This window comes from Prosthecobacter sp., assembly GCF_029946185.1.
Lineage (GTDB): Bacteria > Verrucomicrobiota > Verrucomicrobiia > Verrucomicrobiales > Verrucomicrobiaceae > Prosthecobacter.
On sequence record NZ_JAQSEA010000279.1, the window covers coordinates 1 to 26795 of the forward strand.

A 26795-nucleotide genomic window follows, 5' to 3' on the forward strand; every position below is an offset into this window, starting at 1 on the left:
CCCCCTCCGTCCTCAGGCCCCTCTCCACCCCCCGCCTCTGCCTCGTCCCCGTCCTCCTCCTGGGGCTCGGCGCCTGCACCGTCGGGCCCGATTACAAGAAGCCCGACACCACCGACATCACCCCCGCCACCTGGCGTTGGCAGCCCAGCGCCCCGCGCGATGACGCCCCCAAAGGCGACTGGTGGAAAGTCTTCCATGACAGCGAGCTCGACCGCCTGGAAGCCCTCGCCATCGCCGACAATCAAAACCTCCGCGCCGCCTACGCCCGCATCCAGCAGTCACGCGCCAATGCCCGCGCCGCCGCCACCGACTGGTTCCCCAATTTCGAACTCAACTCACGCAACAAGCGCGAGCGCACCTCCGCCAATCTGCCCACGCCCGTCCCCGTCAACATCCCCTCCTCGCAGATCAACACCTTCAGCCAGGCCCTCGACCTCAGCTACGAGATCGATCTCTGGGGCAAGGTCCGCCGTTCCTTTGAATCCGCCCGCGCTCAGTCAGAATCCAGCGCTGCCGATTTCAACAACGTCCTCCTCACCCTCACCGGAGACGTCGCCGCCACCTACTTCCAGCTTCGTGCGCTGGATGCCGATCTCGCCTCCCTGCGCCGCACCATCGCCCTGCGTGACAAGAGCCTCGGCATCATCCAGCAGCGCTTCACCGCCGGCACCATTCAGGAGACCGACCTCGCCCGCTCCAAAACCGAAGTCGCCACCGCCAAGGCCGAACTCGCCGACATCAAACGCCAGCGTCAGGAAGCCTGCGACAATCTCTCCCTCCTCTGCGGCGTGCCCGCCACCAACTTCCTCATGACCGAGCGCCCCCTGCGCGGCTCACCGCCCACCATCCCAGCCGGGCTTCCCGCCAGCATCCTCGAGCGCCGTCCCGATGTCGCCTCAGCCGAGCGCCTCGTCGCCGCGCGCAATGCCGACATCGGCGTCGCCACCGCCGCCTACTTCCCCGCCATCAGCCTCACCGCCCAGGGCGGCTACCTCAGCAAAAACACCAGCGATCTCTTCACCGCAGACAGCCGCGTCTGGTCCTTCGGCCCCAGCCTCAGCCTGCCCATCACCGGCTTCGCCCTCATCCGCGCCAATGTGCGCCTCAAACGCGAAGCCCGTGAGGAAGCCATCGCCACCTATCGTCAGGCCGTGCTCACCGCCCTCAAAGACGTCGAGACCACCCTCGCCCAGACCCGCTACCGCGCCGAGCAATCCGCCGCCCAAAACGAAGCCCTCGCCGCCGCCTCCCAAGCCGCCGATCTCACCCGCGCCCGCTACGACAGCGGCGCCACCGGCTACATTGAATTCCTCGACGCCGAACGCACCCGCCTCCAAACCGAACGCCAGGCCAATCAAGTCACCGCCCAAAGATTCATCGCCACCGTGAAACTAGTCAAAGCCATGGGCGGCGGGTGGTGAGGCTCAAGCGGCGAAGGTTGCTTTGGCAGGATTCACAGCATTTCAGAATTTCAGGATCATTTCTTCTGAAAGGCGGCTCTGCCGCTATGGGACCGATGTGTTTTGGACGGTTTAAAACCCTGCTTCTGCGTGTGCAGAGTTCTCCTGCTAAAATCCTGAAATTCCGTCATCTTGTTCTTCCTGTCGAAATTGGGGGCCATTCGTGCACGCCCTTTTTTTCAAAGTTTCAAATGAGCTCCTTGATGGGCTGCGCGCCGTTTTCGACGAGGTAGTGGGGGCGGCCTTTGTTGTCTGTGACGGTCGTGGTGTTCACGTCGATGCCGAGGTTGCGGTAGAGCGTGGCAAAGACTTCGGGGAAGGTGACGGGGCGGCTGTCGGCTTCGCCGCCGAGGCGATCGGTGGAGCCGATGACCTGGCCATTGGGCATGCCGCCTCCGGCGAGCAGGGCCATGGCCACGCGCGGCCAGTGGTCACGCCCCCCCTGCGGACTGATGATGGGAGTGCGGCCAAATTCTCCCCAGACGAGCACTGTGCAGTCTTTGTCGAGCCCGCGCTGGTGCAGGTCTTCGATGAGGGCGGTGATGCCTTGATCAAAGATGGGGAAGTCTTCGCGTTCGCGGGTGAAAATGTCATTGCCGGCTCCGCCATGCCAGTCCCACTTGCTGTAGTTCACGGTGACGACGCGTGCTCCGGCCTCGACGAGGCGGCGTGCGGTGAGGAAGCTCTGCGGCACGCGCGGCGCACCGTTGCCGTCGATGCGTTTGACGGTGTCGCCGGTGCCATAGCGTGCGACGATGCGCGGGTCCTCTTTGGAGAGATCCAGCGCATCGGCGAGTTTGGATGAGGTAAGCACGCCCATGGCCTGCTGAGTGAAGGCATCCATGCCCTCCATGCGACCGCTGGAATCCACATCACGGCGGAAGCGGTCGATGCTGGAGAGCAGGCGGGCGCGATCGGAGAGGCGGTCATAGGTGATGCCTTGCAGGGTGAGGTCTCCGCGGCTGGGGCCCGTGTGACGAAAGGCCGCATTGGCGGAGCCGAGCATGCCGGGGCCGGGCTCGTTGTAGGGGCCGTGGGTGCAGTCGTAGCACATGCTGACGAAGGGCGGGACGGCGGGATCAAGCCCTCCCTGCACCTTGCTCACCACGCTGCCGAACTGCGGCCATCCGCCCGGCGGTGCCACTCCGGTGGGCACATGGCCGGTGTAGCACTGGGCGGCGTCGTGACCAGCCTGCGCACCGACGAGCGAACGGATGATGGTGAACTTGTCCATCATCTTCGCCATGCGTGGGAAGAGCTCGCAGATTTCAATGCCGGGCACATTGGTGCCGATGGGCTTGTGCGGGCCCGCGACCTCCCTGGGCGCATTCGGTTTGAGATCAAACATGTCCTGATGCGGCGGCCCGCCGACGAGGTAGATGAGAATGACCGACTTGTGCGAATTGCGAATGCCTGCCTGGGACTCAAGCGCGAGCAGCTTGGGCAAGGAGAGACCCACGGAGCCGAGCCCGCCGATCTTGAGGAAGTTCCGCCGCGACACACCGTCACAGAGCGGGCTGGCGTGATCCGATGGGGCGAGGATTTTGAGCATGAGGTGTGAGGGTTGCTTGCGACGCACTTGCGTTGTCCATCCTGGCGGGGTCGTTTGGAGCGCGGAAGGATACGCCGTGGCCAAGAACTCTCTTTCTCAGGGGAGATGCTGCTGGAAAAGTGAGAACCGTGCGAGAGCACCCCGCGTGCACTGGGTGGATGAACGCATCTCGCATTCCTCCGGCATGCGGCCCTGAATGGGGCATTCATGTTCATGGTCCGGTGGTTCTCGCTGCGCGGTACCGCTTCACAACCGGCTCATCTCTCTGCTCCCTGCCGGGATCCCATGACAGGCTTGACCAGCGTGATGAGGGAAGGCTGATCCTCCCCTTTGAGTGCGTCACACTATGACGCGAGCCTCACTGCCATGAGCCAGGCAGGCTGTATCCTATTATGAAATACTCTATCCAAACAGGCCCATGACCGGCTTGCCGGTGGAGAAGGGAGGGCGGGAGAGGCCGGTGTTCATGGTGAGATCGTTTAACGGCACGCCCAGGGCATGGAGCACGGTGGCGTGGAGATCCTGCACAGTGACGGGATCGCTCACGGGAGCGGAGGCGGTTTTGTCAGACTCGCCGTAAACCGCGCCGCCGCGAATGCCGCAGCCGGCCACGATGGCGGAGAAGCACTTGGGCCAGTGCTGGCGTCCGGGAGGCCCCTGCGTGAGGATGATGGGCGTGCGCCCGAATTCGCCGACGGCAACGACCAGCGTGTCCTCCAGCAGCCCGCGCTGCTTCAGATCAGTGAGCAGCGCGGAGAGCGCCTGATCGAGGCGTGGCAGGCAGAAGTTCATGCCGTAGGAGCCACCGCCGAAGGCGTTGCCCATGCCCATATTGCCGCCGTGCATGTCCCAGCTCGAACTCGGTGGGCCGCCGCCTTTTTCGTCCGACGCGGCACCGACCCAGCCATTGACGGTGATGAAGCGCACGCCTGCCTCGACCATGCGCCGGGCGAGCAGGAGATTCTGGCCGAGCGGGTGCATGCCGTAGCGTTCGCGCACGGCCAGCGGCTCGCTCTTCAAATCAAACGCCTGCCGGCCTTCCGGGCGGGTCATGGAGTCGTAGGCTTTCTCGCGCAGTTCGTTCCAGTCCTTGCCCTGCGGATTGTCCGCGAGGAGCTGGGATTCCAGATCGGCGAGCAGCTTGCGCCGTTCCCACAAGCGCTCGGGATCGCCCATGTCATAGATCTCCGGCGGCTTGAAATTCGGCATGGCGGGATGGTTGGTCTCGGAGCCGATGAACACCGGCGCGTGCGCAGAGCCCAGATAGCCGCCGGAGCCGATGTTTGGCGCGCAGAAGACCGGCGGCCCCACGCATTTGATGAGCCAGGCATTGGAGACGAGGTTGTGCTCACTCGGCAGATGGCTGGCCACCACGGAGCCGAGGTAGGGGAGTCCGTCGGGCTCGCCCTGCTTCACGCGCTCGATCAACTGCCCGCTGAGCAGGTTGTGCATCGCGTCGAAGTGGTTGTTGATCGGCCCCGTGTGCGTCATTGAGCGGATGAGGCAGAACTGATCGGTCACCTTGGCCAGCATGGGGTGCAGCTCGCTCAAGTGCATGCCCGGGACCTTGGTGCGGATGGGTTTGTAGGGGCCGCGAATCTCCGACGGTGCGTCCGGCTTCAGATCCCAGGTATCGAGCTGGCTCGGCCCGCCGCACAGCAGCAGAAAGATGCAGCGCTTCTTGGAAGCCACCGCCCTGCCTGAGGCGTCCAGCTTGTCCTTGCCGACGACGAGTCCCGGGATGGCGAGGTTCAGAGCGCCGAGGCCACCGGCTTGAAGAAACCGGCGGCGCGAGGTCGGGAGGATATTCATAAACAACAGGGGCTGGTAGGGACAAATGGAATGCCGCCGCAGGCAGCATGCCCCGTGCAGAGCCCAGGGCGGGATAGGTACGGTGCCACGCGCCGGGATTTCTCATCCCCGGCATGAAAGACCCAAGATGAGGGAAACCGCCCGCTTCGGGCAGCCTTGCCGCCGGAAAAGGGCGTTTGCGGGGCGCCGGGGCATACCGGCACCGGACGTGGCGAGTCTATAATAGAAGATACCATCAGATACGATGCCAGGCATGAACCGCGCCCCCCGCCTGCAAACCGAACGCCAGGCCAATCAGGTGACTGCGCAGCGCTTCATCGCCACCGTCCGCCTCGTGAAAGCCATGGGCGGCGGGTGGTAAAAGCCAACCGTAAAACGAACTTCCAGATTCGTTGCCTCAGTGGTCATGCGATGACTGTCTTTGACAGGATTAACAAAATTTCAGGATTTCAGGATTATGAAAAGATAACCCTGCACTCGACGAAGCGGGTTTAAAACCACCCAAAACACATCCGAAGCATTGCAGCCCTTCAGAATAAAAAATCCTGCATAATTCTGGCATCTTGTTAATCCTGTCAAAAACGGCCACCCAACCACCCACCAACAGGGGCATGCGATGACTGTCTTTGACAGGATTAACAAAATTTCAGAATTCCAGGATTATGAAAAGATAACCCTGCACTCGACGAAGCGGGTTTAAAACCACCCAAAACACATCCGAAGCATTGCAGCCCTTCAGAATAAAAAATCCTGCATAATTCTGGCATCTTGTTAATCCTGTCAAAAACGGCCACCAAACCACCTACCAACAGGGTCATGCGATGGCTGTCTTTGACAGGATTAAAAGGATGATAACAAGATGACTCCGTAGAATTGGCTAACTCGTCTTTACCCCGCTCCCACCGCACCTACCGCCCTGCCTTCGGCTTCATCAGCTCCCGCAAAATCAGATTCGGAAACCGCCGGCTCGGCGTGATCGCATAGAAGCTCTCCTTGATCTGCGGAAACTTGTGCCGCTCCACCAGCTCCCCGCTCTCCAGCTCATCCTTCACCACCACTGGCGGCACCAGCGTCACCCCGTGCGTCTCACGTGCCATCAGTCGCAGCATCGCCATGTCATCCACCTCTGCCGCGATGATCGGCCGCACGCCTGCCCGGTCCATCAGCACATCAAAGGCCACGCGCACACTGCTCTCCAGACTCGGCAGCACGATGGGTGTGTGCCTGAGGTCTTCAGGAAATTGAAACACCTTCCGCCCACGCGGCTTGTGACCCACAAGACTCACAGGCTGCGAATCCAGCAGGTGGCTGTACCAGCCGGTTTCCGCGTCCCGTCTCACGGGCGTATTTGACAGCACGACGTCGAGCGTATGGGCCTGCAACTGCGCCAGCAGTTCGCGCAAACTGCCGGAATGAATGATGAGTTCAACGTCCTCCCGCGACACCAGCGGACGCAGAAAGTTGAATTGAAAGTTGCGTGAGAGCGTGGCCACGGCCCCGACGCGCAGAAAGCTGCGACTCCGCGACGCACGGTTCCGCATGAGGTCCGTAAGCTCCTCCCCGCTGCGAAAGATGCTGTGCGCATACTCGAGAGCGATGCGCCCCGCCTCAGTGAGCACCAGCGCTTTGTGCTTACGCTCAAACAGCGGCTGGCCCAGATTCTCCTCCAACTGCCGCAACTGCACGCTGAGTGCCGACTGCGAAAGCTTCAGGTGCTGCGCCGCGCGAGTGAGACTGCCCTCCGTGGCGATGGCGCGGAAGTAGCGCAGGTGGTGGTAGTTTAGAAAAGCCATGGTCTCACATTTACCCAAACGAACGATGAATGACAAAACATGAATTGGAAAGAAGGGAACTTTTTCGGGATGAATGGCTCGCGCAAAGAATCCTCATCCGCATCCCCCATGTCTCCCGTCCTCGCACTCATTCCTCCGCAGATCATCACATCCCCCGGACTGCTCGCCCCGCTGGTGCTCGTCGTCGTCGCTTTTATCTATGGCACACTGGCACCGGGGCGGCAGGCGGCGATGAATGCTGCAAAGGCTGCGGTGGCCGGTTTGCTGGCGGCGGTGCTCGCTGCGCTCACCGTGCTCCTCACCGGTCCGGTGGAATTACTCCTGTTGGATCTGGGTGCGGTGAAGCTGGGTCTGTGCTTGGACGCGCTCTCGGTTCTCATGCTCGTTCTGGTGACCTTCCTCGGCATGGTGGTCACGCGCTACTCGGTGAACTACCTTGACGGCGATCCTGGTCAGGCGCGCTTCTCCAGCTGGCTTTGCCTCACCATCTTCGCGGTCGCCATGCTGGTCGTGTCGGGAAATTTGCTCATGTTTGCCATCGCCTGGGTGGCGACGAGCATGAGCCTGCACAAGTTGCTGACCTTTTACCCGGAGCGGCCGGGTGCCATGCTGGCGGCAAAGAAGAAATTCCTCATCAGCCGGCTGGGTGACCTCTGCCTTCTGGTCGCCCTCGCGCTGGTGTGGCATGAGTTTGGCAGCTTCGAGTTTCGCGAAATCTTCGCCGCCGCCAAGGGTGTCACTGGACCTGCCATCTCCTGGATCTGCGGCCTGCTGGTGGCCGGTGCCTTGATGAAGTCCGCGCAGTTTCCCTTCCACTCCTGGCTGCCGGACACAATGGAAACGCCCACGCCTGTCTCCGCGCTCATGCACGCTGGCATCATCAATGCGGGCGGCTTTCTGGTGGTGCGGCTCAGTCCGCTGCTCACTCAGTCGCCGGGTGCGCTGAATGCGCTGGCTCTCGTCGGTGCCTTCACCGCCCTCTTCGCCTCCGTCATCATGATGACGCAGACCAGCATCAAGCGCTCGCTGGCCTGGTCCACCGTCGCGCAGATGGGCTTCATGATGCTGCAATGCGGACTGGGTGCCTTCGCTCTCGCGATGCTCCACCTTGTCGCGCATTCACTCTACAAAGCGCATGCCTTTCTCAGCAGTGGCAGCATCGTCAACATCAGCAAGTCCGCCTGGACACCGTCGGGCAGGCCCGCTGCACACCCGGTCGTCGTGCTGAGTTCAGTCGTTGCGGCGCTGGCGGTCGGTTTCGGCATCGCGGCGGTGTTTGGGTTGGGAATCGATTCCGACCCGGGACACCTCCTGCTCGTAGCGGTCTTCATCATGGCCCTGGCGCACCTGCTCTGGACGCTCTGGAGCAGTTCACTGCGGACGGGCCTGCTGTTCTGGGGCCTGCTGATCATCACCGGTGCCACCGCCGCATGCTTCGCACTGCACAGCGGGTTCGAGCACCTGCTGGCCTCGGCGCTGCCGCAATACGCGCCGCTGCGCAGCGGATTCGAGCACGCAGTGCTGGCCTTCATCGGCCTGCTCTTCCTCGCCGTGCTCGTCTTTCAGTCACAGCTCCCGCTGTGGGCATCGCGGCCAGCCTTCGCACGACTCTACGTGCATGCCAGCAACGGCTTCTACCTCGGCACGCTCTTTGGCCGGCTCACCCGTAAAATCTCCGCCTGACCTTTTAAACCACCCCCTCACGACCATGACAACCCTCCCCACCCAAAACATGATGAACTCCTCACCTCCTCCACCCTGGCTGAACATCGCCCGCAATTCCTGCCTCCGCGTGCCACCCCTGTGGCCGTTGCATAGCTTCGTGGCCGTGAATCCCTTTGTGGGACTCGCTGGCAAACCCTTCGCAGAAGTCTGCAACCTCATGGCGCGCGTCACCCACGAAAGCATGCTGATGTCCAGCGACTACTTCCGCCAGCAATATGACAGCCAGCGCATCACCCTGGCAGACCTCAGCACGGCGGTGGCGCGGGCCAGGTCTGGGCTCACCCCCGCCGAGCTCATCGACTGGGTGGAAAGTCCCCCGCTGGAAGTGCCGACCCTCGTGCGGTCGGTCGCCGATATCGCCGCCGGTTCTGCTCTGGACCCTTGGCGCACGCTCATCACCGAGGAGATGTCGAAGTGGTGCGCGGCCTACTTTGACGAAGGCCAGTCCGCCTGGCGCATGCCCTGGAAGAAGCTCCCGCTCTACGCAGCATGGCAGCAGGCCGCCAGCATTGATGCCACCCCCGAACTGCTCGGCCTGACCGGGTTTCGCGCCAGGGTCGCCGCCTTGCCTGACACAGCGGCGGCAGCCATCCCCGCGCTGCTTGAAAAGCTGCAACTCAGCGAGCAGGGCGCGGAAGACTACCTTCACCGCCTGCTCATGACCTTGCCCGGCTGGAGCAGCTACGTGCAGTATCGGGTGCGGGACAAATCCATGCACGGCCAGCATGACGAATCATTGCTCGATCTGCTCACCGTGCGGCTGGTCTTCGAAGTCGCCTTGCTGGACAAAATCGCGCCTTCGGATCTGCATCGGCTCTGGACCGCCAATGAAGGCACCGCAGACGCCAAAACTTCTGCCTCCACGGCCAAGCTCCTCCTCTGGCACTCCGCGCTCGAAATCGGCTTCCAGCGCGATCTTTGCGGCAGACTGCTGGAGGCCGCTCGCACACCCTCTGCCACGGCGAAAGCCCGGCCAGCCTTGCAGGCCATCTTCTGCATCGATGTGCGCTCCGAGGTCATGCGCCGCGCGCTGGAGGCCACAGCGCCCGAGATCGAGACACTCGGCTTCGCGGGCTTTTTCGGCATGTTCATCGAGCATGTGCCCTTCGGCCAGCGCCATGGCATTTCGCAGGTGCCGGTGCTCTTCTCACCGAAATACCGCATACGCGAGCACCTCCCGCACGCCACCCCGGTGCAGGAAAAAACCGCGCTGAGGAAGCTTCAACTCGGCAGGCGGCTCAACCACTCCTGGAACGCCTTCAAGACCTCCGCCGTCAGTTGCTTCTCCTTTGTCGAAACCGCCGGCGTCGGCTTCGCCTGGAAACTCGTGAAGGACAGCTTCCAGCTCGACACGAAATCCCACAGCCACTCGTGCAGCACCTGTGCCACACCGAATTTGCAGCACCACCCACACGCTCCTCAGGACGCGCCCGATGCAGCCCGCATCGAGTCCGGCATCCCGCAGGACGACCAGGTGCAGATCGCCCTGGCAGCGCTGAAAAACATGGGGCTCACCAGCAACTTCGCACGACTCGTCATGGTCTGCGGCCACGGCAGCAGCACCACGAACAACCCCTACGCCGCCGGTCTCGACTGCGGTGCCTGCGGCGGTCATGCCGGTGACTCCAATGCCCGCGTCGCTGCTGCCATCCTTAATCAGCCCGCCGTCCGCGCAGGGCTTGCAGAGCAGGGCATTCACATCCCGGCAGACACCCACTTCCTGGCCGCCCTGCACGACACCACCACCGACCGCATCACCCTGTTCGGTGTGCCCCAGGTGCCCGCCACGCATCAGGCCGACCTCAAGCAGGTGCAGGTCTGGCTCCATGCGGCCACCCATGGCACCCGGAGTCTCCGCTCACCCACGCTCGGCCTCGGCGGCGTCACCGGAGAGCAGCTCGACGCCAGCGTCATCCAGCGCAGCCTCGACTGGGCGCAGGTCCGGCCGGAGTGGGGTCTGGCCGGAAACGCCGCCTTCATCGCCGCACCCCGTGAGCGCACCCGGAGCCTAGATCTGCAGGGCCGTGTCTTTCTGCACAACTACAACCACGCCGCCGACACGCAGAAGTCCACGCTCGAACTGATCATGATCGCCCCCATGGTCGTCGCCAACTGGATCAATCTGCAATACTACGCCAGCACGGTGAACAACCGCCTCTGGGGCAGTGGCAGCAAGGTCACGCACAACGTCGTCGGCACCTTCGGCATCCAGCAGGGCAACGCTGGCGACCTCCAGGCCGGGCTGCCGCTGCAAAGCGTCCACGATGGCAACAAGTGGATGCACGAGCCCATGCGCCTGAACGTCTTCATCGAGGCCCCGTGCCCTGACATTGACGCGGTCATCGCCAAACACACAAGCGTGCGCCAGCTCGTGGACAACGGCTGGCTTCACCTCCACGCCATCACCGACGAAGGTCGCTCCATCCATCGCTACATCGCCGGTGGCGGCTGGGAGGCCCATGCAGCGGCATAGCCCGGGGCACCAAGTCAGCCGCATGAAAAACCATCGCGCTCACCCAGTGAAGTGGGGCGCGGCCGCATGCCTGCAAAACGTCCAGACGCAGGCAGGTTTGACAATGGAAGCAGGCATTCTAGTTTCCTGCAATGCCCGAACGAAAAATCAGCAAATCCCACTCCCCCGCACAGGATTATCCGGATTTCGTCTCCCAGGGTTCGGCTTTTGACTCCACGCTGCTGCAGGATCACTCCCCCATCATCAGCCACGTCACCACCGCCGAGGAGCAGGCCCTCCTCACACCCGATGACGTGCTGCAGCAGTTCAAAGACGGCAACAAGCGCTTCCGCACCGGCAGGGTCACACGCCGCAATCACCGCGAGCAGGTGCGCAAATCCGCCCCCGGCCAGTTCCCCAAGGCCATGGTCCTCAGTTGCCTCGACAGCCGCGTCCCCGTGGAAGACGTTTTCGATCAGGGCATCGGCGATGTCTTCGTCGGCCGCGTCGCCGGAAACCTCGTCAACGAAGACCTCCTCGGCAGCATGGAGTTCGCCTGCAAACTGGCCGGAGCCAAGATGATCCTCGTCATGGGCCACCAGCACTGCGGTGCCATTCGCGGTGCCATCGACGACGTGAAATTCGGCAATCTCACCACCCTCATCGCCAAGATCAAACCCGCCGTGGCCATGAGCGAAGACTTCCAAGGCGAGAAGACCTCCGCCAATCCCCTCTACGTCAAATACGTCGCAGAAAACAACGTCCGCCTCTCACTCTCCAACATCCGCCTCCACAGCCCCATCCTCAAAGACATGGAAGACCAGGGCGAGATCAAAATCGTCGGCGCCTTCTACCGCCTCACCGACGGCACGCTGGAGTTCATCGAGTGAATGGGAGCATAGCGCTCTCTCGCCCCCCCGCCACCGGAGCACAGGCATGAATGGCACTCGGTTAAGACGGCCTTTCGTCGATTTCATGCTGTCCGCCAGCGACATTTTCCAGTGGAAGAACGCCCCCTTTTCACCATGCCGCTCCGCGACAAACCAGCCCTGAATGGGCTGCGGAATATAGCCCAGGGTCAGCCGAGCCTCAGCGAGGCGACCCTGGGTTTCAACGCCAGCAACCGGGAAGCAAATCCAGCGCTCCGCTGCACCTTCAGTCCACCAGCAGCGTCTGACAAACACACCGCCACACGCTTGCGCCCAGGATCATCGAAAATTCACGATGGCAGCCCTTAACCGAGTGCCATTCAGCACAGGCATTAAAGCCCCAGCTCCCCTGATCACCCCCAGCTCTCGTCCCGATACGTCGCCGGCGAAGTATTCCGGTACTGCCGCAGCATGCGACTGAAGTAGTACCGGTTCGTCAGCCCGCATTGCTCGGAGATGGTCTCAATGCTCTCCTTCGTGTGCCTCAGCTTGCGGCAGGCTTCATCCAGCCGGTAGTCCAGCAGCACGCGCATCGGCGGCTGCTGCAGTTCCTGCTGAAAGAGATGGTTCAAATTCCGCAGGCTCAGCCCCGCATGCTTCGCCACCTGCTCCGCAGTCAGTTTGAGCCCGTGATGTTGATGCATGAACTCCATCGCCCGCAGCACACGCGCGTCCAAGTGCTGCTTCTCCCACACGCTCTCAGGCAGGCATTCCACGGCAGCAATCACAAGTTGGATCGTGGGCCACGGAAACCTCACCGCCACCTTCTCCTGGCTCATCTTGATCAGGCCGGGGATCAGACTCTGCATCAGCGCATTGGTCGGGAATCGGTGGATCCCCGGTGCCGCGCGGTCCGCCAGCGGACCCAGATTGAAATGCGCATACCACTTGCTAAACGGACGGCTCGTCGTCGTGCTAAAAGTCGTGTGTGGCGGAATCAGATACATGAAGCCCGGCTCCAGTTGCGTCTTCTCGCCACCAATTTCCACCACCCCTCCCGGACTCACCGGCCAGTACAGCCGCCAGTACGGATCGTTCAGCCGCCGCAGCTCCCACTGCTGCAGTTCGATCTTGCGCGTAGTCAGAATGTCCACCGTCACCCCTGGCAGCGCGACCGTGCGCTCCCCCTGCACGCGATGTTGAGAACCGGCGGGCACGAGGCTGAGAATGCTGTCCTTTTTCATGCCCATTGCGAAATCCGACACAAATCTAGCGAGCATGTCCATGGACGGCAAGCACCGAGTGCCTATGGCTTAAGGCTCAACCAAAACTATACTTACCATGGCCGACATCCAAACCAGCGCAGCAGACAAGAAGGAAAAAGAATTCTTCACCGACACCCCCCAGGAGGCCCCCGGCTTCTTCCTCAAGGGCTGCCACCAGTACGACTGGGGCCTCAAAAACCGCCTCGCCAAGGTCTTCAATCCCAAGGACGGCCGCACCGTCATGCTCGCCTTTGACCACGGCTACTTCCAGGGCCCGACCACCGGACTCGAGCGCGTGGACCAGACGATCCTCCCCCTCGCCCCCTACGCAGACTGCCTCATGCTCACCCGTGGCATCCAGCGTTCCGTCATCCCTGCTTCAACGACGAAGGCCATCGCCCTCCGCGCCTCCGGCGGCACCTCGATGATCAGCCCCATGGAAGAATGGGAAGGCGAAATCGACGGCAAGAAAGCCAAGTTCGGCCGCCCGGGCTTTGAGCCCCTATCCAACGAAAGCACCGCTCTCAACATCGAAGAAGCCATCCGCCTGAATGCCTCCATTCTCGCCGTGCAGGTCTTCATCGGCAGCGCCTACGAGCGCCAGTCCCTCAAGAACCTCACCGACCTCGTCGATGCCGCCAGCCGCTACGGCATCGCCGTCATGGGCGTCACCGCCGTGGGCCGTGCGATGGCCCGCACCCCGCAGTACTTCCGCCTCGCCACCCGCATCATGGCAGAACTCGGCGCGAACGTGGTGAAGTGCTACTACACCGACACCGAATTCGACACCGTCACGAGCTGCTGCCCGGTGCCAATCGTGATCGCCGGCGGCAAGAAGCTGCCAGAACTCGAAGCCCTCAAGATGTGCGCCAACGCCATCAAGCAGGGAGCCAGCGGCGTGGACATGGGCCGCAACATCTTCCAGAGCGATGCTCCGGTCTCGATGATGCAGGCCGTCCAAGGCGTGGTTCACGGTGGCCTAAGCGCCAACAAGGCCTTCGAAATGTACAACGACCTCAAGAAGAAAGAGCTGCGCAAGAAGTAGTTCCAAACATCATTTAAAGGAGGGGGTCATCCTGATCCCCCTCCTCCCTTCACCTCCGCTTTCTCTCCTTCCATGCAACTCAACTCCAACCAGGTGCGGCTCATGATGCTTCAAGTCGCCGATGCCATCATCGTCGCTGAACCCATGCTCTCCCAAGCCGACCGCGATCTCGGCGATGGCGACCACGGTCTCGGCATGAAGCGCGGCATGGAAGCCGTCAAAGCCCAGCTCGAACCCATGGAACCCGCCAGCGTGGAGCAGGTTTTCGTCACCACCGGCACCGCCATGATGACCAGCATGGGAGGTGCCTCCGGTGCCCTCTTCGGCACCGTTTACCGCGCCGGTGGCAAAGCCCTCGCCGGTCGTCCGTCCTTCGATGCCGAAGCCCTCGCCCTCCTCCTCGAAGCAGCCCTCGAAGGCGTCATGAAACGCGGCGGTGCCAAGCCCGGCGACAAAACCATGATCGACGCCATCGCTCCCGCTGCTACAAAGGCCCGCGAATCCGTCGCCCTCTCACTCACCGAAGCCCTCACCGCCGTCGCCGCAGCTGCCGAGTCCGGCAAAGAAGCCAGCAAAGCCATGATCGCTCAATTCGGCCGCGCCAAAACCCTCGGCGAAGCCTGCATCGGATTCCCCGACGCCGGTGCCTGCTCCGTCGTCATCATGCTCACCACGATGCGGGATTATGTGGTGGGGTAAGTGCAGTGCACCGTAGCACGCTGCTGCCGGCAAGGTTGACATGGGTTCGTCGGTGAAGAACATTTGACCCATGACTGCCGTGATCGACATCCCAGATGATCTCTACAAGAAAGTGACCGATCGTGTCGCTTCGCTCGGACGTCGTGTGCCTGAGGTGACGGTAGAACTCTATGAGCGTTGGCTTGTTGATGACCAAGATGCATTCGTTCCGGCAATAGCACAGCCTGTGGATGCGCATTGGTTGGAAGACTGGTTCCGCTCAGCGGACGAGGCGGCTTCTCGTGCCCCAGCAGGGCCTTCGGCGCGGGAGCTTCTCATGCAAGACCGCAACCGGTTCGAAAAATCGTGAGCTTGACGATTGATGGCAGCGTCTGGATCGCCGCCGCAGATGCGACGGACAAGTTCCATCAGCCAAGCCGTGATCTTCTGCGTAAAATTGTCGCGGCTGGAATCGCAGTGATACAACCGGCCTTTGGAAGCACCGAAGTTGCCTGCGCACTGGCCCGCCGGCTTCGCGATGGAGTGCAGGGGCAGCAATTGACGCGTTCACTCATGAACCGAATGGTCACCTCGGAGATAGCCATGGACACCGCGTTCTTGAATGAGGCGGAGAACATCGGCACCAGCCAGTTTCTCCGAGGTGCCGACGCGCTCTATGCCACTGTCGCTCGGCAAAGCCAGAGTCCATTGGTCTCGTGGGACAACGAACATCTGCAACGTGCGGACGGCATCACTCCAATTGACTGGCTCGCCGCGAATCCTTGAGGCTGCCAAAAATCCCTGTCCGGTTTCCCCTCCCCGCGTGAGATAATGCCACACGCATGAACACGCACGAAACCCAGGCCGCGCAGGTTTTCCTCGCTCATCACGATTTTGTGAGGGGCGTGGCGCTGAAGTATGCGCCGTGGCCGGGGCTGATGGAAGACATCGCCCAGCAGGTGTTTTTAGAGTTCATGGCGAAGGAATCCCAATGGGACCTCAGCACGGATGCGCGACCACTCCTTGCGACCATGACGCGCCACATCGCCATGCGGCAGTGGCGCGAGCGCACCCGCCAGCAGCCCGAAGTCGTGCAAAAGCTCGCCGACCACATCCGCCTGCTGGCCGAAGAGCGCGAGGCACCGCCGCGCTACGAGGAAGAAATCAGCGTGCTGCGCAACTGCCTGCAAAAGCTCCCGGAGAAAAGCCGCGAACTGGTGGAACTCTACTACTACAACGACATCGGTACACCGCAGATCGCCGATCAAATCAACATGAAGGCGGACACCGTCTGCCGCGCCCTCTCTCGCGTGCGCGAAAAACTGCGCGAGTGCATCGAGCGCTCGTCGACCCAAGGAGGCCCCGCCCATGCTTGATTCAGACACCCTCATCCAGCATTACCTCGAAGGCACCCTCAGCGATGCCGAAGCGGAGCAACTGCACGACCTGCTGAAAGCACAGCCCGAAATCGGCGAGCGCCTGCTCCAGCAGTTCGACATGGACGCCATGCTGCACGCCACGAAGCCACTGGTCGCCAGCAACATCATCCGGCCCGCACTGCTGCCCAAGCGCCGCTTCACCTTCGCCACCGTCACCAGCGTGGCCGCCATGGCCGCCTGCATCGCCTTGCTGGGTGCCTGGGTGCTTAACGAGGTGCTGCAACTGCGGCCCGAAGCCGAAGAGACCACCGCCTCCGTCGCCGTGCTGACACGCGGCGTGAATCTGGAGTGGGAATCCGCAGCCATCACCCCCGGCACACCTCTCTCGCCGGGCTGGCTGAAATTGAAGTCCGGCATCGCCCAGATCGAGTTTTACCAAGGTGCCCGCGTCTTGATCGAAGGCCCCGCCGAACTCCAGCTCGTCTCCTCCGGCGAAGCCACCTGCACGCGCGGCAAACTCAGCGCCCAAGTCCCCCCGCAGGCCAAAGGCTTCCGCATCAACACCCCCAAAGGCACCATCGTCGATCTCGGCACCGAGTTCGGCCTCGACGTCAGCGCCGCGAATGAGGAGGTGCATGTGTTCAAAGGCGAGGTCGAGCTGCATCAGCCCGCCCTGACCATGAAGTCCCTCAAAGAAGGTCAGGCCATGGCCATCGCTGGCAACACCGCCATGCTCGCCGCAAACGCCTCCAGCTTCGCCTCGCTCAACGAGATCGACGCCCGCAGCGCCATGTCCCAGCGCTTCCAGTTTGAGAAATGGCTCGCCTCCAGCGCCAAGGTGAACGCCGATCCCGGACTGCGCCTGCGTTTTGACTTCCAGGACGACGAAGGCTCGCGCTCACTGCGCAATCACGCCGTGAACGGCAGCCAAATCGCCGATGGCAGCATCGTCGGTGCCTCCTGGACCACCGGCCGCTGGCCCGGCAAGCGCGCCCTCGAATTCCGCAACGTCAGCGACCGCGTGCGCCTGAACATTCCCGGCGAAACCAAGTCGCTGACCCTGGCCGTCTGGGTGCGCGTCAACGGGCTGGATCGCTCCTTCAACTCCCTCTTCATGTCCGAACGCTGGGGCGACCGCAAAGTCCACTGGCAGATCACGCGTGATGGCAGGGTGCGCCTGGGCGTCGCCGGCGGCGCAGGTGCCTCTCACGCGGACCATGACACCCCCGTCCTTTTCACCCCAGAACGCTTTGGCCGCTGGACCCATTTGGCCGTGGTGTTTGACCCCGTCACCAAGGAAGTCCGCCACTACGCCAACGGCGAGCTGCTGACACGTTCCGCTCTGAAAAGCACCGAGCCGCTCAAGATCGGCATCGCCGAACTCGGCAACTGGAACGACCGCCCCACAGGTGGTGTCGCCATCCGCCACCTCAGCGGTGCCATGGACGAGTTCGCCCTCTGGGACCGTGCCTTAAGCGATGCGGAAATCTCGACGCTTGCGAAGTAGCTCATCTTGCTCCGCAAGCAGCACAAGGCTTTCGCAGAATCAAAAGGCTTTGTCGATCATACCTGTAAAACTTGGTTTTACATCCATTCGCAGCCTCACCCTCCAAGTCGAATGTTTGCGCCGTTAGGGCTAGCCTCAAGTTTCTGAAACGGCGTCCAGCACGCCATTCGTAGGATGGGTGTGGCGACAGCCCGCCCGTCCACCCAACGCTCACGCAATGCCCCTCTAAACAACCGGTTACGCCGGTGACACCAAGTGCTATATAACTCACGTTGAACACAATATAGAAAAATCACCCTATGTCTTGCAGACCAGTCCAGATCATTGACAACCCCAACGTAATACATAGTTTAACCCATGCTCAAAACCATCAGCAAGATCGGAAACTCTCAGGGGCTCATCTTCGACTCAGCCTTGCTCCAGCTTGCCCGCCTGAAGGTGGGAGATGAGGTGAACGTCGAAGTCCATGCGGGCGGCACAATCACCATCACGCCCATGGCACCGCCCGTCATCGAGGCCGCCAAAGCCGCCGAAACGGTCAAACGCCTGCTTCAAAAGAACAGCGAACTCTTCCGCCGCCTGTCATGAGCCAGCGGCTCCTACATCCGCCGGTTGATGCAGTCCTCGCGATCCATGCCGAGGTGCTGGCTGCTCATGGTGGCAGTCCCGCTCTGCGTTCCCGCGATCTGCTGGAATCCGCCCTAGCCGCTCCCCAGGCCGCGCTTCTTGGAACCCCGGTGATCTCTGACCCCATCGAAATCGCAGCAGCCTATTTATTCTACCTCTGCCGCAACGACGCTTTCCTCGACGCCAACAAGCCCGCCGCCCTGGCCACCTGCCTGGTCTTTCTGAGTGAAAACGGCCTCCTAAAAAGCGATGACCTTGATGCAGATGACTGGGAAAACCTCACCCTCGAAACCACTGCTGGCATCCTGAACCGTGATGAGGTGACCCAAAAGCTGCGCCACTTGGTCTCTTAGACCGCTACCTCGCCTCGGGTACGTTCCCCTTGCTTCGTCGGCAGCGCTCGCTGCAAAACTTCACTTCATCCCACACTTTCGCCCATTTCTTGCGCCAGGTGAAGGGCCGCCCGCAGACGAGACAGGGCTTGGACGGAAGATCCTGCTTTTTCACGCCTCTCATGCCGGGTCTGATTCGTGGTTTTGGGCAGCGGCTTCCGTCTGATTCATGGCGTGAAGCGATTTCAAATAGGTATTGTTAGGCGCGGGTTTGGCGGCGCGTTCCTCAGTTTCCAGCATGCCTTGCACACGCCCTGTGCTCTCGGCGATGAGGCCGGCAATCAGCGAGGCCTCGGGCAGATTCTTCCAGTACTTCTTCGGCATCTCCGACTGCATGGCGCTGATCTTGACCCGGGCAGGATTGAAGATGTTCCGGTAATAGGTGCGCCACAGGTCATCCAGCGCGTCTTCATCTGGGGCGCTGCTGCGGGACACACCTGCGGTGAAATGCAGGCGGTTGCCATCCCAGTGCGCGCACTCATACGGCGTCAGGATGGACCAGTCCATGCCAGCGAAGCGCTTCTCAAAAAACGGTGTCGCCAGCCTCACAATGCGGTGCTCCGGCTCAAACCACGCCACGAACTGCTCGCGCCCCGTGGTGGTGTCCACACCCACCAGCCGGAAGCGCACGAAAGCATGCATTTTGTGGATGTCCCGCCCTATGGCCTTGCTCCAGTCCTGGAGCTGCCGCACATCGGGGTCCGTGGCCATGGACAGCAGGTGCCGCTCCGCCCCGCGCGTAAGCCGCCATAGCACGCGGTAGAGCATGCCCCAGCGCCGCGCATCCGTATGCGTCGCCACGCTCCGTGCCAGATCCATGAAAGCCGCCGGCACTTTGATGGCATCGGCCTCCTGCACAGCTGCGGCAGGCGTTTCCCGGACAAACAAAGATGCTTCCTGCGGATCATCTGTCCACAGCACCTCCTCAGGGGCCATGCCCTGCGCCAGCAAGCGGCGCGCCGCGGCTCTCCACGCTTCATACTCAGGCTCGATGACGATGGTGCGCATGGCCGGTTCAGAGCTCCCCGGATCTCACCGAGAGGAAGTCGCTCATGGCAGGTGTCGGCGGTGCGTCAAAGTTGATTTCCAGCTGCTCCGGGGGCGGCAAAAACCGCGCCCGCAGCGAGTCGCTGTCCAGTCCCAGCTTGGCCGGATGATGATCCACTGCGGTGATGAATGGCAGCAGCTTCTTCATCTGCAGCCGCAGCCGGATCAGATCCGCCAGCCGCAGGCCGGTGTAACGCCGTGCCCTCACAATGCGCTCCACGTTGCGCACGCCGAGCCCGGGAATGCGCAGCAGCAGCTCCCGTGGGGCTTTGTTCACATCGACGGGAAAGGTGGCCCGATTTCGCAGCGCCCAAGAGAGCTTGGGATCCAGTGCCAAGTCGAGGTTGGGAGCGTTCGCCGAAGCAATCTCCTCCACCTTGAAATCATAGAACCGCAGCAGCCAGTCCGCCTGATACAGCCGGTGCTCACGGATCAGCGGCGGGGCTTTCAGCGGCAAAATGGCAGACGGTTCCGGGATCGGGCTGAAGGCCGAATAGTACACCCGACGCAGGCGGTGGGCGGTGTAGAGCTTGTCCGCACAGCCTAGGATCACCGCATCTGTCGAGGCATCGGCCCCCACTAGCATCTGCGTGCTCTGGCCCGTGGCAAAAGGCGGCGGCTTGGGGGCATCCGGCTTGCGTTTCTCGGCATACCGCTCGTCGATCTTGCCCCGGATATGCCCCATGGCTGACTCCGTCCGCGCCAGGTTCTTCTCCGGGGCCAGTGTGTTGAGACTTTGCTGGCTGGGCAGTTCCACATTGATGCTGATGCGGTCCGCATAACGCCCGGCCAGGGCGATAAGCGCCTGGGAGGCCTCGGGGATTGTCTTCAAGTGAATGTAGCCCCGGAACTGGTGCACCTCCCGCAGTTTCCGGGCGACCTCGATCACCAGCTCCATGGTGTGGTCTGCGCTGCGAATGATCCCGCTGCTCAGGAATAAGCCCTCGATGTAGTTCCGTTTGTAGAAATCCAGTGTCAGCTGCACCACCTCGTCCGGCGTGAAGCGGGCCCGCGTCACATTGCTGGACCGGCGGTTGATGCAGTAGTGGCAGTCATACAGGCAGGCATTCGTCATGAGCACCTTTAGCAGCGAGACACAGCGCCCGTCCGGCGTGTAGGAATGGCAGATCCCCGCCCCACCCGTGGACCCCACGCCGTTGCTGCCCCGCGAATCTTTCCGCGCTGCGCCGCTGCTCGCACACGAAGCATCATACTTCGCCGCATCAGCCAGAATTTCGAGTTTTCGGGTGATGTCCATCATGAGGTCTGCCGCCCTCCCGTTCCTGTCGCTCCATTTTGAGAAACGAAACGTCCCCACTCCGGGCGACTCCGGAGGTAAGTCACGCTGTCATGCATGAGGTCGCCAAAAGAAATGGGCGTTGTAGGAACGAGTGGAACAGACATGCCTCAATGGTGACTGTTCTTTAGAACAGTTTCAATAACAAACATGGCTTCTCAAGCCTTCACGTTTGACCACCCCACGGCGGCACCAACCCTCGCTGGCAGGGGTAGGCTGCTGAATGAAGCAGTGGAAACGCGGCAGTGCACATCCCACCGCTCCTTGCACTCATGCTTGACGACTGAAGCCGCTCTGGATAAAAAGGGCGGCTTATGACCTTCAAATTCATCCCTCTCCTATCACTCGCCGCCCTCACGCTCAGCCTTAGCCAGTGCGTGGCCCCTGCCAGCAACGACGGAAGCGCTGCGGCGCCGCTGGGATCTTCTTCCGGTGATGGAACGATCAAGCCTGGAATGACCAAAGCTCAGGTCATCGAGGCATGGGGAGAGCCTGAAGAAAAGAAACCCACCGCCAATGGCGAACTCTGGCGCTGGGCACAGCAGAACTGGAAACGTCATGTGCCGGTCTATGGTACCTGGGCCAAGGTCGAAGAGCACGTCGTGCGCTTCGGAGCGGACGGTATAGTCATTGGCGCCGGCTCCGAAGATTATGGCAATGCCTTCCAGGAAGGCTGGCGCCGCACCCACGGGGCCAACTAAGCCGCCCCGTGCTGAGCGGACACTCGACGCATGGGCATTTGTTCCACTCATTCCCATGCCGGCAACCTCCGCCGGCTTCCTGAGCCGCGATGTGGTGGCCCGCTAGCTCTGTGGCCTGTTGCATGCAGCCAGTCTCGAGAGTTAGACGGCCTCCTGAGGCTTGCCGGGGGGCAGGGCAAGTGGATTCCACACGCGTTTGAACCCGAATCCCTGAAAATCCTTCTCATTTACCGTGGCAAATTCGGTGACACCCTGTTGAAGCAGGCTAAGTGCAACACGCCAGTCAAAGGCACGGCGGCGGGCAAAGTTTGGGGTGCGCAGGCGCGGCCAGAAGGTGTCGTGAAAGAAACGGCTGTCGGGAGGGAAGCCGATGACTTGCCACTGGGGATGCTGACGGAAGGATTCGCAAACCTCCACAGCAGCGCTGGCAGTGAGTGGTTCACTCATGACCACAGGATTCCGAAGCAAAATGTAGAGCTCCACCAGCACCAACTCGCTGATGATGACTTCGCTGCGTTCTGCCATTGAGTCGATAAAATCAGACGCCTGGCAATGAAAGGCGTGATCCACGTCCAGAGCCGCGAAGAGGATATTGGTGTCGATGGAGATCATCTCCCGCCGAGGCTGCGCATTTCCTCATCCTTGGTGGCTATGTTGTGCAGATCCTCAAGTGGAACCTGCGTGCCTCCGCTATGCACCTTCGGCAGCTTCCAGGCACGTTTGCGCGGCGTCTCTTCAGGGAACCGGGCAAGAAAGAGTTCCAACCCCCGGCGTGTCATTTCCGCCAAGGAGATCTCGCGCTTGGCGGCGAAAGACTTGGCCCGCTGGTAAAGTTCGTCTGGAAGCTGTATCTGGGTGCGTGTCATGCTGTCAATCTTACATCACATGCACCGACGATCAATCTCAGTCATTTCGTGCATTTTTATTGTCCGGTTTTAACGCGCCATGCGGTATAAACATTCCCCCGCCAGTTTTTCCCAACCATGAAGCATCTTCTTTTTACTCTCGCCCTGCTTGGCTCGGTCGCATCCGCGCACGCGCAGGACTACCTCGAAATCGCGGCCAATCCAGGTGGAGCTGGAGGCGGCAAAAGGATCGTCCTCGTGGCCGGTGACGAGGAATACCACACGGAGGAAAGCATGCCCATGCTGGCGAAGATCCTGGCCAAGAAGCACGGCTTCAACTGCATTGTGCTCTTCTCCACGGACGAAAAGGCGGGCTTCATCGACCCTAACAACCAGAAGAACATCCGTGGCACCGAAATGCTGGATGACGCCGACATGCTCATCATTGGCACCCGCTTCCGCCAGCTCCCCGACGCGAGCCTGGCACACTTCGCCAAGTTCTTGAACGCCGGCAAGCCGGTGATCGGCTTCCGCACCGCCACGCATGCCTTCACTGGCGGCGCGAAGACCGGTGACTTCAAGTGGAGCGAATTCGGCCTGAAGATCCTCGGGGAGAAGTGGGTCAGCCACCACGGCGCGCACAAAAAGGAAGGCACCCGCAGCGTCGTAGTGCCAGCCAACAGCCAGAATGAAATCCTGCGCGGTGTCGGTGAGATCTTCTGCACCACGGATGTCTATGGCGCACCGAATGTGAAGCCCGAAAACGAAACGATCCTGCTGCGCGGGGCCGTCACCGAGACACTCGATCCCAAATCCAAGAACGTGGCAGGTGCGAAGAATGAACCCATGCAGCCCATCGCCTGGCTGCACGAGTACACCGCCCCCGACGGCAGCACCAAAGGCCGCTCCTTCTGCACCACGATGGGTGCGTCACTGGACTACAAGGACGAAAACCTCCGCCGTCTCATCGTCAATGCGGTTTACTCCCTGCTGAAGCTGCCCGTGGCGGCCAAGGCGGATGTCGCCTTCATCGACCCCTTCAAACCGACCGCCTTCGGCTTCATCAAGGACTCGGGCTACTTCAAGCAGCGCAATCTGAAGCCCGGCGACTTCGGCACCGGCAGCAGCCCGTCCATGGGCCTTCCAGAGGACAAATCCAAGAAGGTGGAAGGCAAAAAGGCGGATGCGAAAAAGACGGAAGAAGTCAAGCCCCCGCATGAGCCGAGTGTGGAACCCACCGCAGCCACCTCCGCCCGCCCACAAGCCGTCGCACCCCCGAGCAAAGGAGAGCGCATCGTGCTCGTGGGCAATGGCCTGGCCGAACGTGACACCTGGTACAGCCGCATCGAGACCGAGCTGCAGCTCCGCTACCCGGACCGCGATCTCTTCTTCCGCAATATTGGACATGTGGGCGACACCCCCGGCTTCCGCCCGCATCCCTCACGTGCATCGCAGTGGGCCTTCCCCGGTGCGGAAAAGTTTCATCCTGACAAGCCCATCCACAACGGCCAGGGCTTCTACGCCACGCCGGACCAGTGGCTCACGCATCTGCAGGCGGACACGGTCGTCGGCTTCTTCGGCTACAACGAATCCTTCGACGGCCCCAGCAAGGTCGGCAATTTCGAAGCCGAACTCGATGCCTGGGTCGTTCACACCCTGAGCAAAGCCTACAACGGCAAGGCCGCTCCACGCGTCGTGCTGGCGAGCCCCATCGCCTACGAAAACCAAAGCGCAAAACGCGATCTGCCCAAAGGCGACGTCGAAAACTCAAACCTGCTGCTGTATGCGAGCGCCATCGAGAAAGTCGCCAAAAAACACGGCCTCACCTACATCGATCTCTTCACCCCCACGCAGGCGCTTGAAGCCAAGGGCGGCGAATTCTTCACCACGGGCGGCTTCATCCCGACGGACAAAGGTTATGTGGAAGTGGCCAAGATGCTCGCCACCGGCCTGTATGGCCACGCGAGTTACGAGTCCAAGGCTAACCCCAAGCTGGTGCATGAAGCGGTGAAGGAGAAGGACTGGTTCTGGAACAACGACTACAACATCCTCAATGGTGTCCACGCCCACGGCCGCCGCTACAATCCGTATGGCCCGCAGAACTACCCGGATGAAGTGCAGAAGACGCGCGAAATGACCGCGCTGCGTGATGTCCTCATCCACGCGGTTGCCAATGGCAAAACCACCGACCTGAAAGTCGATGACAGCAAGACGCATGTGCTCCCACCCGTGCCAACGAACTACGTCCCCAGCGTCAAAAACGGCAGCGAGAAGTATCTGTATGGCGAGGAAGCGCTGAAGTCCCTCAAGGTGCCCGAAGGCTACAAGGTGGAGTTGTTTGCCTCAGAGAAGGAGTTCCCAAATCTCGCCAACCCGATGCAAATGTCCTTCGACAACAAGGGCCGTCTCTGGGTCGCCACGATGCCCACCTACCCGCACTACAAGCCCGGCGATCCGATGCCGGATGACAAGATCCTCATCTACGAAGACACGAATGGCGATGGCAAGGCGGACAAGGAAACCGTCTTCGCGGACAAGCTGCACCTGCCCATTGGCTTCGAATTCTCCCCAGAGGGTGTCTATGTGAGCCAGGAGCCAAACCTGATGCTCATCCGCGATACCAATGGCGACGACAAGGCGGACAGCATGGAGATCATCCTCGGCGGCTTCGACACACACGACACCCACCACGCCATCAGCGCCTACACGGCTGATCCGAGCGGTGCCTTCATGATGTGCGAGGGCGTATTCCTCCACTCCAACATCGAGACGCCTTACGGCCCCGTGCGCTGCGTCGATGGCGGCTTCTACCGCTACAGCCCTCAGCGCGGCATGCTGGAGCGCACCATCCAGATGAGCATCCCCAATCCTTGGGGCTTCGCCTTTGACCAGTGGGGCCAGGATTTCCTCCTCCACACCTCCGGCACCACCATGAACTGGGCGCTCCCCGTCGAGGTGAAGCCCACCTTTGGCAGCAAGACCCCGTCTGCGGCGGACCTCGTGCCGAAAGACCACAAGGTGCGCCCCACCAGCGGCCTGGAGGTCGTCTCCTCCCGCAATTTCCCCGACGAAGTGCAGGGCGATCTCATTTACTGCAACGCCATCGGCTTCCTCGGCATCAAGCAGGTCAAAATTGAAGACGACGGCACGGGTTGGAAAACCTCGCACCGCCACGACCTGCTCGTCAGCACGGACGGCAACTTCCGCCCGGTCGATCTCGAATTCGCCCCTGATGGCTCGCTCTATGTCATCGACTGGCACAACGTCCTCATCGGCCACATGCAGCACAACGCACGTGATCCCCTGCGCGACCACGTGCACGGCCGCATTTACCGCATCACCTACGCGGGTCGTCCGCTGGTGAAGCCTGTGCCTGTGGCCGGAGCGCCGCTTGCCACTCTTTTCGAAGACCTCAAGGAACCCGAACTCCGCACCCGCTACCGCGCCCGCCGCGAACTCAATGGCCGCGACGCCAAGGAAGTGCTGCCCGCCATCAAAACCTGGGCCGCAGAGCAGAAGGATGCACACGCGAGACTCGAAGCCCTCTGGGTCACCTGGGGTCTGAATCAGGCCGATGAAGGCCTGCTGCGCGAGATGCTCGCATCCAGCGACTTCCACGCCCGCGCCGCCGCCGTGCGAGTGCTGCGCTACAACACCCATCGCATCGCCGACAGCATCGACCTGCTCGAAAAAGCCGCCGCAGATGAGCACGGCCGCGTGCGTCTGGAAGCCATCGTCGCCGCCTCCTGGCTGCCGAACATTCCTGCCGCGAAAAACATCGTCGCCATCGCCTCCAAGCTCCCACTGGATGACTGGAGCAAAGCCGCCGCAAAAACCGCCGCAGACCGCCTCGCCGGCATTGCCGAAATCGTGAAGCCCGAGCATCCCGTCGTGCCAGCGCCTGCGCATCTCAGCGCTGCCGCGAAAAAGCAGTTCAAGCTCGGTCAGGAAGTCTATTTCCGCGAAGGCCACTGCGTCACCTGCCATCAGCCCAACGGCGCCGGCATTGACCCCGCCTTCCCTAGCATCGTCAACAGCCCCTGGGTCACCACCGACCGCGACCGCCTCATCAAGATCGCCATGTACGGTCTCATGGGCCCCCTCAAAGTCGGCGACAAAGAATACAACGGCCAGGTCCCCATGACCCCCTTCGGCGGCATGCTCAAGGACGAAGAAATCGCCAGCGTCCTCACCTTCGTCCGCAACCACTTCGGCAACAAAGCCGACCCCATCACCGCCGCCGAAGTCAAAGCCGTCCGCGACGCCAACCCCGGCCGCATGATGCTCTTCACCACCGACGAGCTTTTGAAGCTGCATCCGATGAAGTAGGGGCTCGCGAGGTGGGCGGC

Annotated in this window: 23 protein-coding genes; 14 read left to right on the forward strand and 9 right to left on the reverse strand. The window is 61.7% G+C overall.

Features of this window, described 5'->3' with window-relative positions; translation table 11 throughout:
* Positions 1–1421 (forward strand): efflux transporter outer membrane subunit (locus PSV43_RS22610; protein WP_300203123.1); only part of this gene is annotated, 1421 nt, incomplete at its 5' end.
* A gap of 226 nt (positions 1422–1647) precedes the next feature.
* On the opposite strand, the gene PSV43_RS22615 is transcribed toward PSV43_RS22610, so the two are convergent.
* From PSV43_RS22615 to PSV43_RS22625, 3 genes are all read right to left on the reverse strand, one after another.
* The gene (locus PSV43_RS22615; RefSeq protein ID WP_300203126.1) at positions 1648–3012 is read right to left on the reverse strand and encodes a DUF1501 domain-containing protein; all 1365 of its coding nucleotides are present in this window, start codon (positions 3010–3012) and stop codon (positions 1648–1650) included.
* A gap of 402 nt (positions 3013–3414) precedes the next feature.
* Positions 3415–4824, reverse strand: a complete 1410-nt coding sequence (locus PSV43_RS22620; RefSeq protein ID WP_300203129.1) for a DUF1501 domain-containing protein — start codon at positions 4822–4824, stop codon at positions 3415–3417.
* A 908-nt stretch (positions 4825–5732) separates the two neighbouring features.
* On the reverse strand, positions 5733–6617 hold the full coding sequence (locus PSV43_RS22625) for a LysR family transcriptional regulator (protein ID WP_300203132.1): 885 nt from the start codon (positions 6615–6617) through the stop codon (positions 5733–5735).
* Positions 6618–6725: 108 nt separating this feature from the next.
* Between PSV43_RS22625 and PSV43_RS22630 the strand changes: the two genes are divergently transcribed.
* The 3 genes from PSV43_RS22630 to PSV43_RS22640 all read left to right on the forward strand — a co-directional run bounded on the left by PSV43_RS22630 (position 6726) and on the right by PSV43_RS22640 (position 11684).
* Positions 6726–8300, forward strand: coding sequence for an NADH-quinone oxidoreductase subunit L (locus tag PSV43_RS22630; protein ID WP_300203135.1), 1575 nt, complete (start codon positions 6726–6728; stop codon positions 8298–8300).
* Between the two features lie 25 nt (positions 8301–8325).
* Positions 8326–10815, forward strand: a complete 2490-nt coding sequence (locus PSV43_RS22635; protein WP_300203138.1) for a DUF2309 domain-containing protein — start codon at positions 8326–8328, stop codon at positions 10813–10815.
* A 131-nt stretch (positions 10816–10946) separates the two neighbouring features.
* Entirely contained in the window at positions 10947–11684 is a 738-nt protein-coding gene (locus tag PSV43_RS22640; protein ID WP_300203141.1) for a carbonic anhydrase family protein, read from the forward strand.
* A 392-nt stretch (positions 11685–12076) separates the two neighbouring features.
* Here the strand turns inward: PSV43_RS22640 and PSV43_RS22645 are convergent, their stop codons facing one another.
* The gene (locus PSV43_RS22645) at positions 12077–12943 is read right to left on the reverse strand and encodes an AraC family transcriptional regulator (RefSeq protein ID WP_300203144.1); all 867 of its coding nucleotides are present in this window, start codon (positions 12941–12943) and stop codon (positions 12077–12079) included.
* A gap of 61 nt (positions 12944–13004) precedes the next feature.
* Between PSV43_RS22645 and PSV43_RS22650 the strand changes: the two genes are divergently transcribed.
* The 8 genes from PSV43_RS22650 (at position 13005) to PSV43_RS22685 (ending at position 18517) form a co-directional block, all read left to right on the forward strand.
* Positions 13005–13973 carry a 3-hydroxy-5-phosphonooxypentane-2,4-dione thiolase gene (locus PSV43_RS22650; protein WP_300203147.1) on the forward strand — a complete coding sequence of 323 codons (969 nt, stop codon included), beginning with the start codon at positions 13005–13007 and terminating at the stop codon, positions 13971–13973.
* A gap of 72 nt (positions 13974–14045) precedes the next feature.
* A complete protein-coding gene (gene dhaL, locus PSV43_RS22655; protein WP_300203150.1) occupies positions 14046–14672 on the forward strand; it encodes a dihydroxyacetone kinase subunit DhaL in 627 nt (208 codons plus the stop codon).
* A gap of 70 nt (positions 14673–14742) precedes the next feature.
* Positions 14743–15021, forward strand: a complete 279-nt coding sequence (locus PSV43_RS22660; RefSeq protein ID WP_300203152.1) for a hypothetical protein — start codon at positions 14743–14745, stop codon at positions 15019–15021.
* The gene (locus PSV43_RS22665) at positions 15018–15437 is read left to right on the forward strand and encodes a PIN domain-containing protein (protein ID WP_300203154.1); all 420 of its coding nucleotides are present in this window, start codon (positions 15018–15020) and stop codon (positions 15435–15437) included. Before PSV43_RS22660 ends, PSV43_RS22665 begins: the two co-directional genes overlap by 4 nt.
* Before the next feature lie 56 nt (positions 15438–15493).
* Positions 15494–16027, forward strand: coding sequence for a sigma-70 family RNA polymerase sigma factor (locus tag PSV43_RS22670; RefSeq protein ID WP_300203156.1), 534 nt, complete (start codon positions 15494–15496; stop codon positions 16025–16027).
* Complete coding sequence (locus PSV43_RS22675) at positions 16020–17537, forward strand: LamG-like jellyroll fold domain-containing protein (RefSeq protein WP_300203158.1); 1518 nt, start codon at positions 16020–16022, stop codon at positions 17535–17537. Before PSV43_RS22670 ends, PSV43_RS22675 begins: the two co-directional genes overlap by 8 nt.
* Before the next feature lie 357 nt (positions 17538–17894).
* Positions 17895–18125 (forward strand): hypothetical protein, encoded by a 231-nt coding sequence (locus tag PSV43_RS22680; protein WP_300203161.1) that lies wholly within the window; start codon positions 17895–17897, stop codon positions 18123–18125.
* Positions 18122–18517, forward strand: a complete 396-nt coding sequence (locus PSV43_RS22685) for a Fic family protein (protein WP_300203165.1) — start codon at positions 18122–18124, stop codon at positions 18515–18517. The genes PSV43_RS22680 and PSV43_RS22685 overlap by 4 nt, the downstream gene beginning before the upstream one ends.
* A gap of 4 nt (positions 18518–18521) precedes the next feature.
* Here the strand turns inward: PSV43_RS22685 and PSV43_RS26160 are convergent, their stop codons facing one another.
* Genes PSV43_RS26160 through PSV43_RS22695 form a run of 3 tightly spaced genes read right to left on the reverse strand, consistent with a single transcriptional unit; the run spans position 18522 to position 20861 of the window.
* Complete coding sequence (locus tag PSV43_RS26160) at positions 18522–18671, reverse strand: DUF2256 domain-containing protein (protein WP_345784687.1); 150 nt, start codon at positions 18669–18671, stop codon at positions 18522–18524.
* Between the two features lie 5 nt (positions 18672–18676).
* A complete protein-coding gene (locus PSV43_RS22690; protein ID WP_300203168.1) occupies positions 18677–19564 on the reverse strand; it encodes a TIGR03915 family putative DNA repair protein in 888 nt (295 codons plus the stop codon).
* A 7-nt stretch (positions 19565–19571) separates the two neighbouring features.
* Positions 19572–20861: a putative DNA modification/repair radical SAM protein gene (locus tag PSV43_RS22695; protein WP_345784688.1), complete on the reverse strand. Its 1290-nt coding sequence runs from the start codon at positions 20859–20861 to the stop codon at positions 19572–19574.
* A 353-nt stretch (positions 20862–21214) separates the two neighbouring features.
* On the opposite strand from PSV43_RS22695, the gene PSV43_RS22700 reads away from it, so the two are divergent.
* Positions 21215–21601: a hypothetical protein gene (locus PSV43_RS22700; RefSeq protein ID WP_300203173.1), complete on the forward strand. Its 387-nt coding sequence runs from the start codon at positions 21215–21217 to the stop codon at positions 21599–21601.
* A gap of 141 nt (positions 21602–21742) precedes the next feature.
* Here PSV43_RS22700 and PSV43_RS22705 read toward each other — a convergent pair whose 3' ends face one another.
* Positions 21743–22213 carry a PIN domain-containing protein gene (locus PSV43_RS22705; RefSeq protein ID WP_300203176.1) on the reverse strand — a complete coding sequence of 157 codons (471 nt, stop codon included), beginning with the start codon at positions 22211–22213 and terminating at the stop codon, positions 21743–21745.
* Entirely contained in the window at positions 22210–22467 is a 258-nt protein-coding gene (locus PSV43_RS22710) for a CopG family transcriptional regulator (RefSeq protein ID WP_300203179.1), read from the reverse strand. The genes PSV43_RS22705 and PSV43_RS22710 overlap by 4 nt, the downstream gene beginning before the upstream one ends.
* Before the next feature lie 117 nt (positions 22468–22584).
* Between PSV43_RS22710 and PSV43_RS22715 the strand changes: the two genes are divergently transcribed.
* The gene (locus PSV43_RS22715; protein ID WP_300203182.1) at positions 22585–26775 is read left to right on the forward strand and encodes a PVC-type heme-binding CxxCH protein; all 4191 of its coding nucleotides are present in this window, start codon (positions 22585–22587) and stop codon (positions 26773–26775) included.
* Positions 26776–26795: the final 20 nt, after the last annotated feature.

What these genes read in the sequence shown, in the direction of transcription:
- PSV43_RS22615 (WP_300203126.1), bottom strand. Translation starts at nt 3,012, where the DNA reads ATGCTCAAAATCCTCGCCCCATCGGATCACGCCAGCCCGCTCTGTGAC.
- PSV43_RS22620 (WP_300203129.1), bottom strand. Translation starts at nt 4,824, where the DNA reads ATGAATATCCTCCCGACCTCGCGCCGCCGGTTTCTTCAAGCCGGTGGC.
- PSV43_RS22625 (WP_300203132.1), bottom strand. Translation starts at nt 6,617, where the DNA reads ATGGCTTTTCTAAACTACCACCACCTGCGCTACTTCCGCGCCATCGCC.
- PSV43_RS22630 (WP_300203135.1), top strand. Translation starts at nt 6,726, where the DNA reads ATGTCTCCCGTCCTCGCACTCATTCCTCCGCAGATCATCACATCCCCC.
- PSV43_RS22635 (WP_300203138.1), top strand. Translation starts at nt 8,326, where the DNA reads ATGACAACCCTCCCCACCCAAAACATGATGAACTCCTCACCTCCTCCA.
- PSV43_RS22640 (WP_300203141.1), top strand. Translation starts at nt 10,947, where the DNA reads ATGCCCGAACGAAAAATCAGCAAATCCCACTCCCCCGCACAGGATTAT.
- PSV43_RS22645 (WP_300203144.1), bottom strand. Translation starts at nt 12,943, where the DNA reads ATGCTCGCTAGATTTGTGTCGGATTTCGCAATGGGCATGAAAAAGGAC.
- PSV43_RS22650 (WP_300203147.1), top strand. Translation starts at nt 13,005, where the DNA reads ATGGCCGACATCCAAACCAGCGCAGCAGACAAGAAGGAAAAAGAATTC.
- dhaL (WP_300203150.1), top strand. Translation starts at nt 14,046, where the DNA reads ATGCAACTCAACTCCAACCAGGTGCGGCTCATGATGCTTCAAGTCGCC.
- PSV43_RS22660 (WP_300203152.1), top strand. Translation starts at nt 14,743, where the DNA reads ATGACTGCCGTGATCGACATCCCAGATGATCTCTACAAGAAAGTGACC.
- PSV43_RS22670 (WP_300203156.1), top strand. Translation starts at nt 15,494, where the DNA reads ATGAACACGCACGAAACCCAGGCCGCGCAGGTTTTCCTCGCTCATCAC.
- PSV43_RS22675 (WP_300203158.1), top strand. Translation starts at nt 16,020, where the DNA reads ATGCTTGATTCAGACACCCTCATCCAGCATTACCTCGAAGGCACCCTC.
- PSV43_RS22680 (WP_300203161.1), top strand. Translation starts at nt 17,895, where the DNA reads ATGCTCAAAACCATCAGCAAGATCGGAAACTCTCAGGGGCTCATCTTC.
- PSV43_RS22685 (WP_300203165.1), top strand. Translation starts at nt 18,122, where the DNA reads ATGAGCCAGCGGCTCCTACATCCGCCGGTTGATGCAGTCCTCGCGATC.
- PSV43_RS22690 (WP_300203168.1), bottom strand. Translation starts at nt 19,564, where the DNA reads ATGCGCACCATCGTCATCGAGCCTGAGTATGAAGCGTGGAGAGCCGCG.
- PSV43_RS22695 (WP_345784688.1), bottom strand. Translation starts at nt 20,861, where the DNA reads ATGGACATCACCCGAAAACTCGAAATTCTGGCTGATGCGGCGAAGTAT.
- PSV43_RS22700 (WP_300203173.1), top strand. Translation starts at nt 21,215, where the DNA reads ATGACCTTCAAATTCATCCCTCTCCTATCACTCGCCGCCCTCACGCTC.
- PSV43_RS22705 (WP_300203176.1), bottom strand. Translation starts at nt 22,213, where the DNA reads ATGATCTCCATCGACACCAATATCCTCTTCGCGGCTCTGGACGTGGAT.
- PSV43_RS22710 (WP_300203179.1), bottom strand. Translation starts at nt 22,467, where the DNA reads ATGACACGCACCCAGATACAGCTTCCAGACGAACTTTACCAGCGGGCC.
- PSV43_RS22715 (WP_300203182.1), top strand. Translation starts at nt 22,585, where the DNA reads ATGAAGCATCTTCTTTTTACTCTCGCCCTGCTTGGCTCGGTCGCATCC.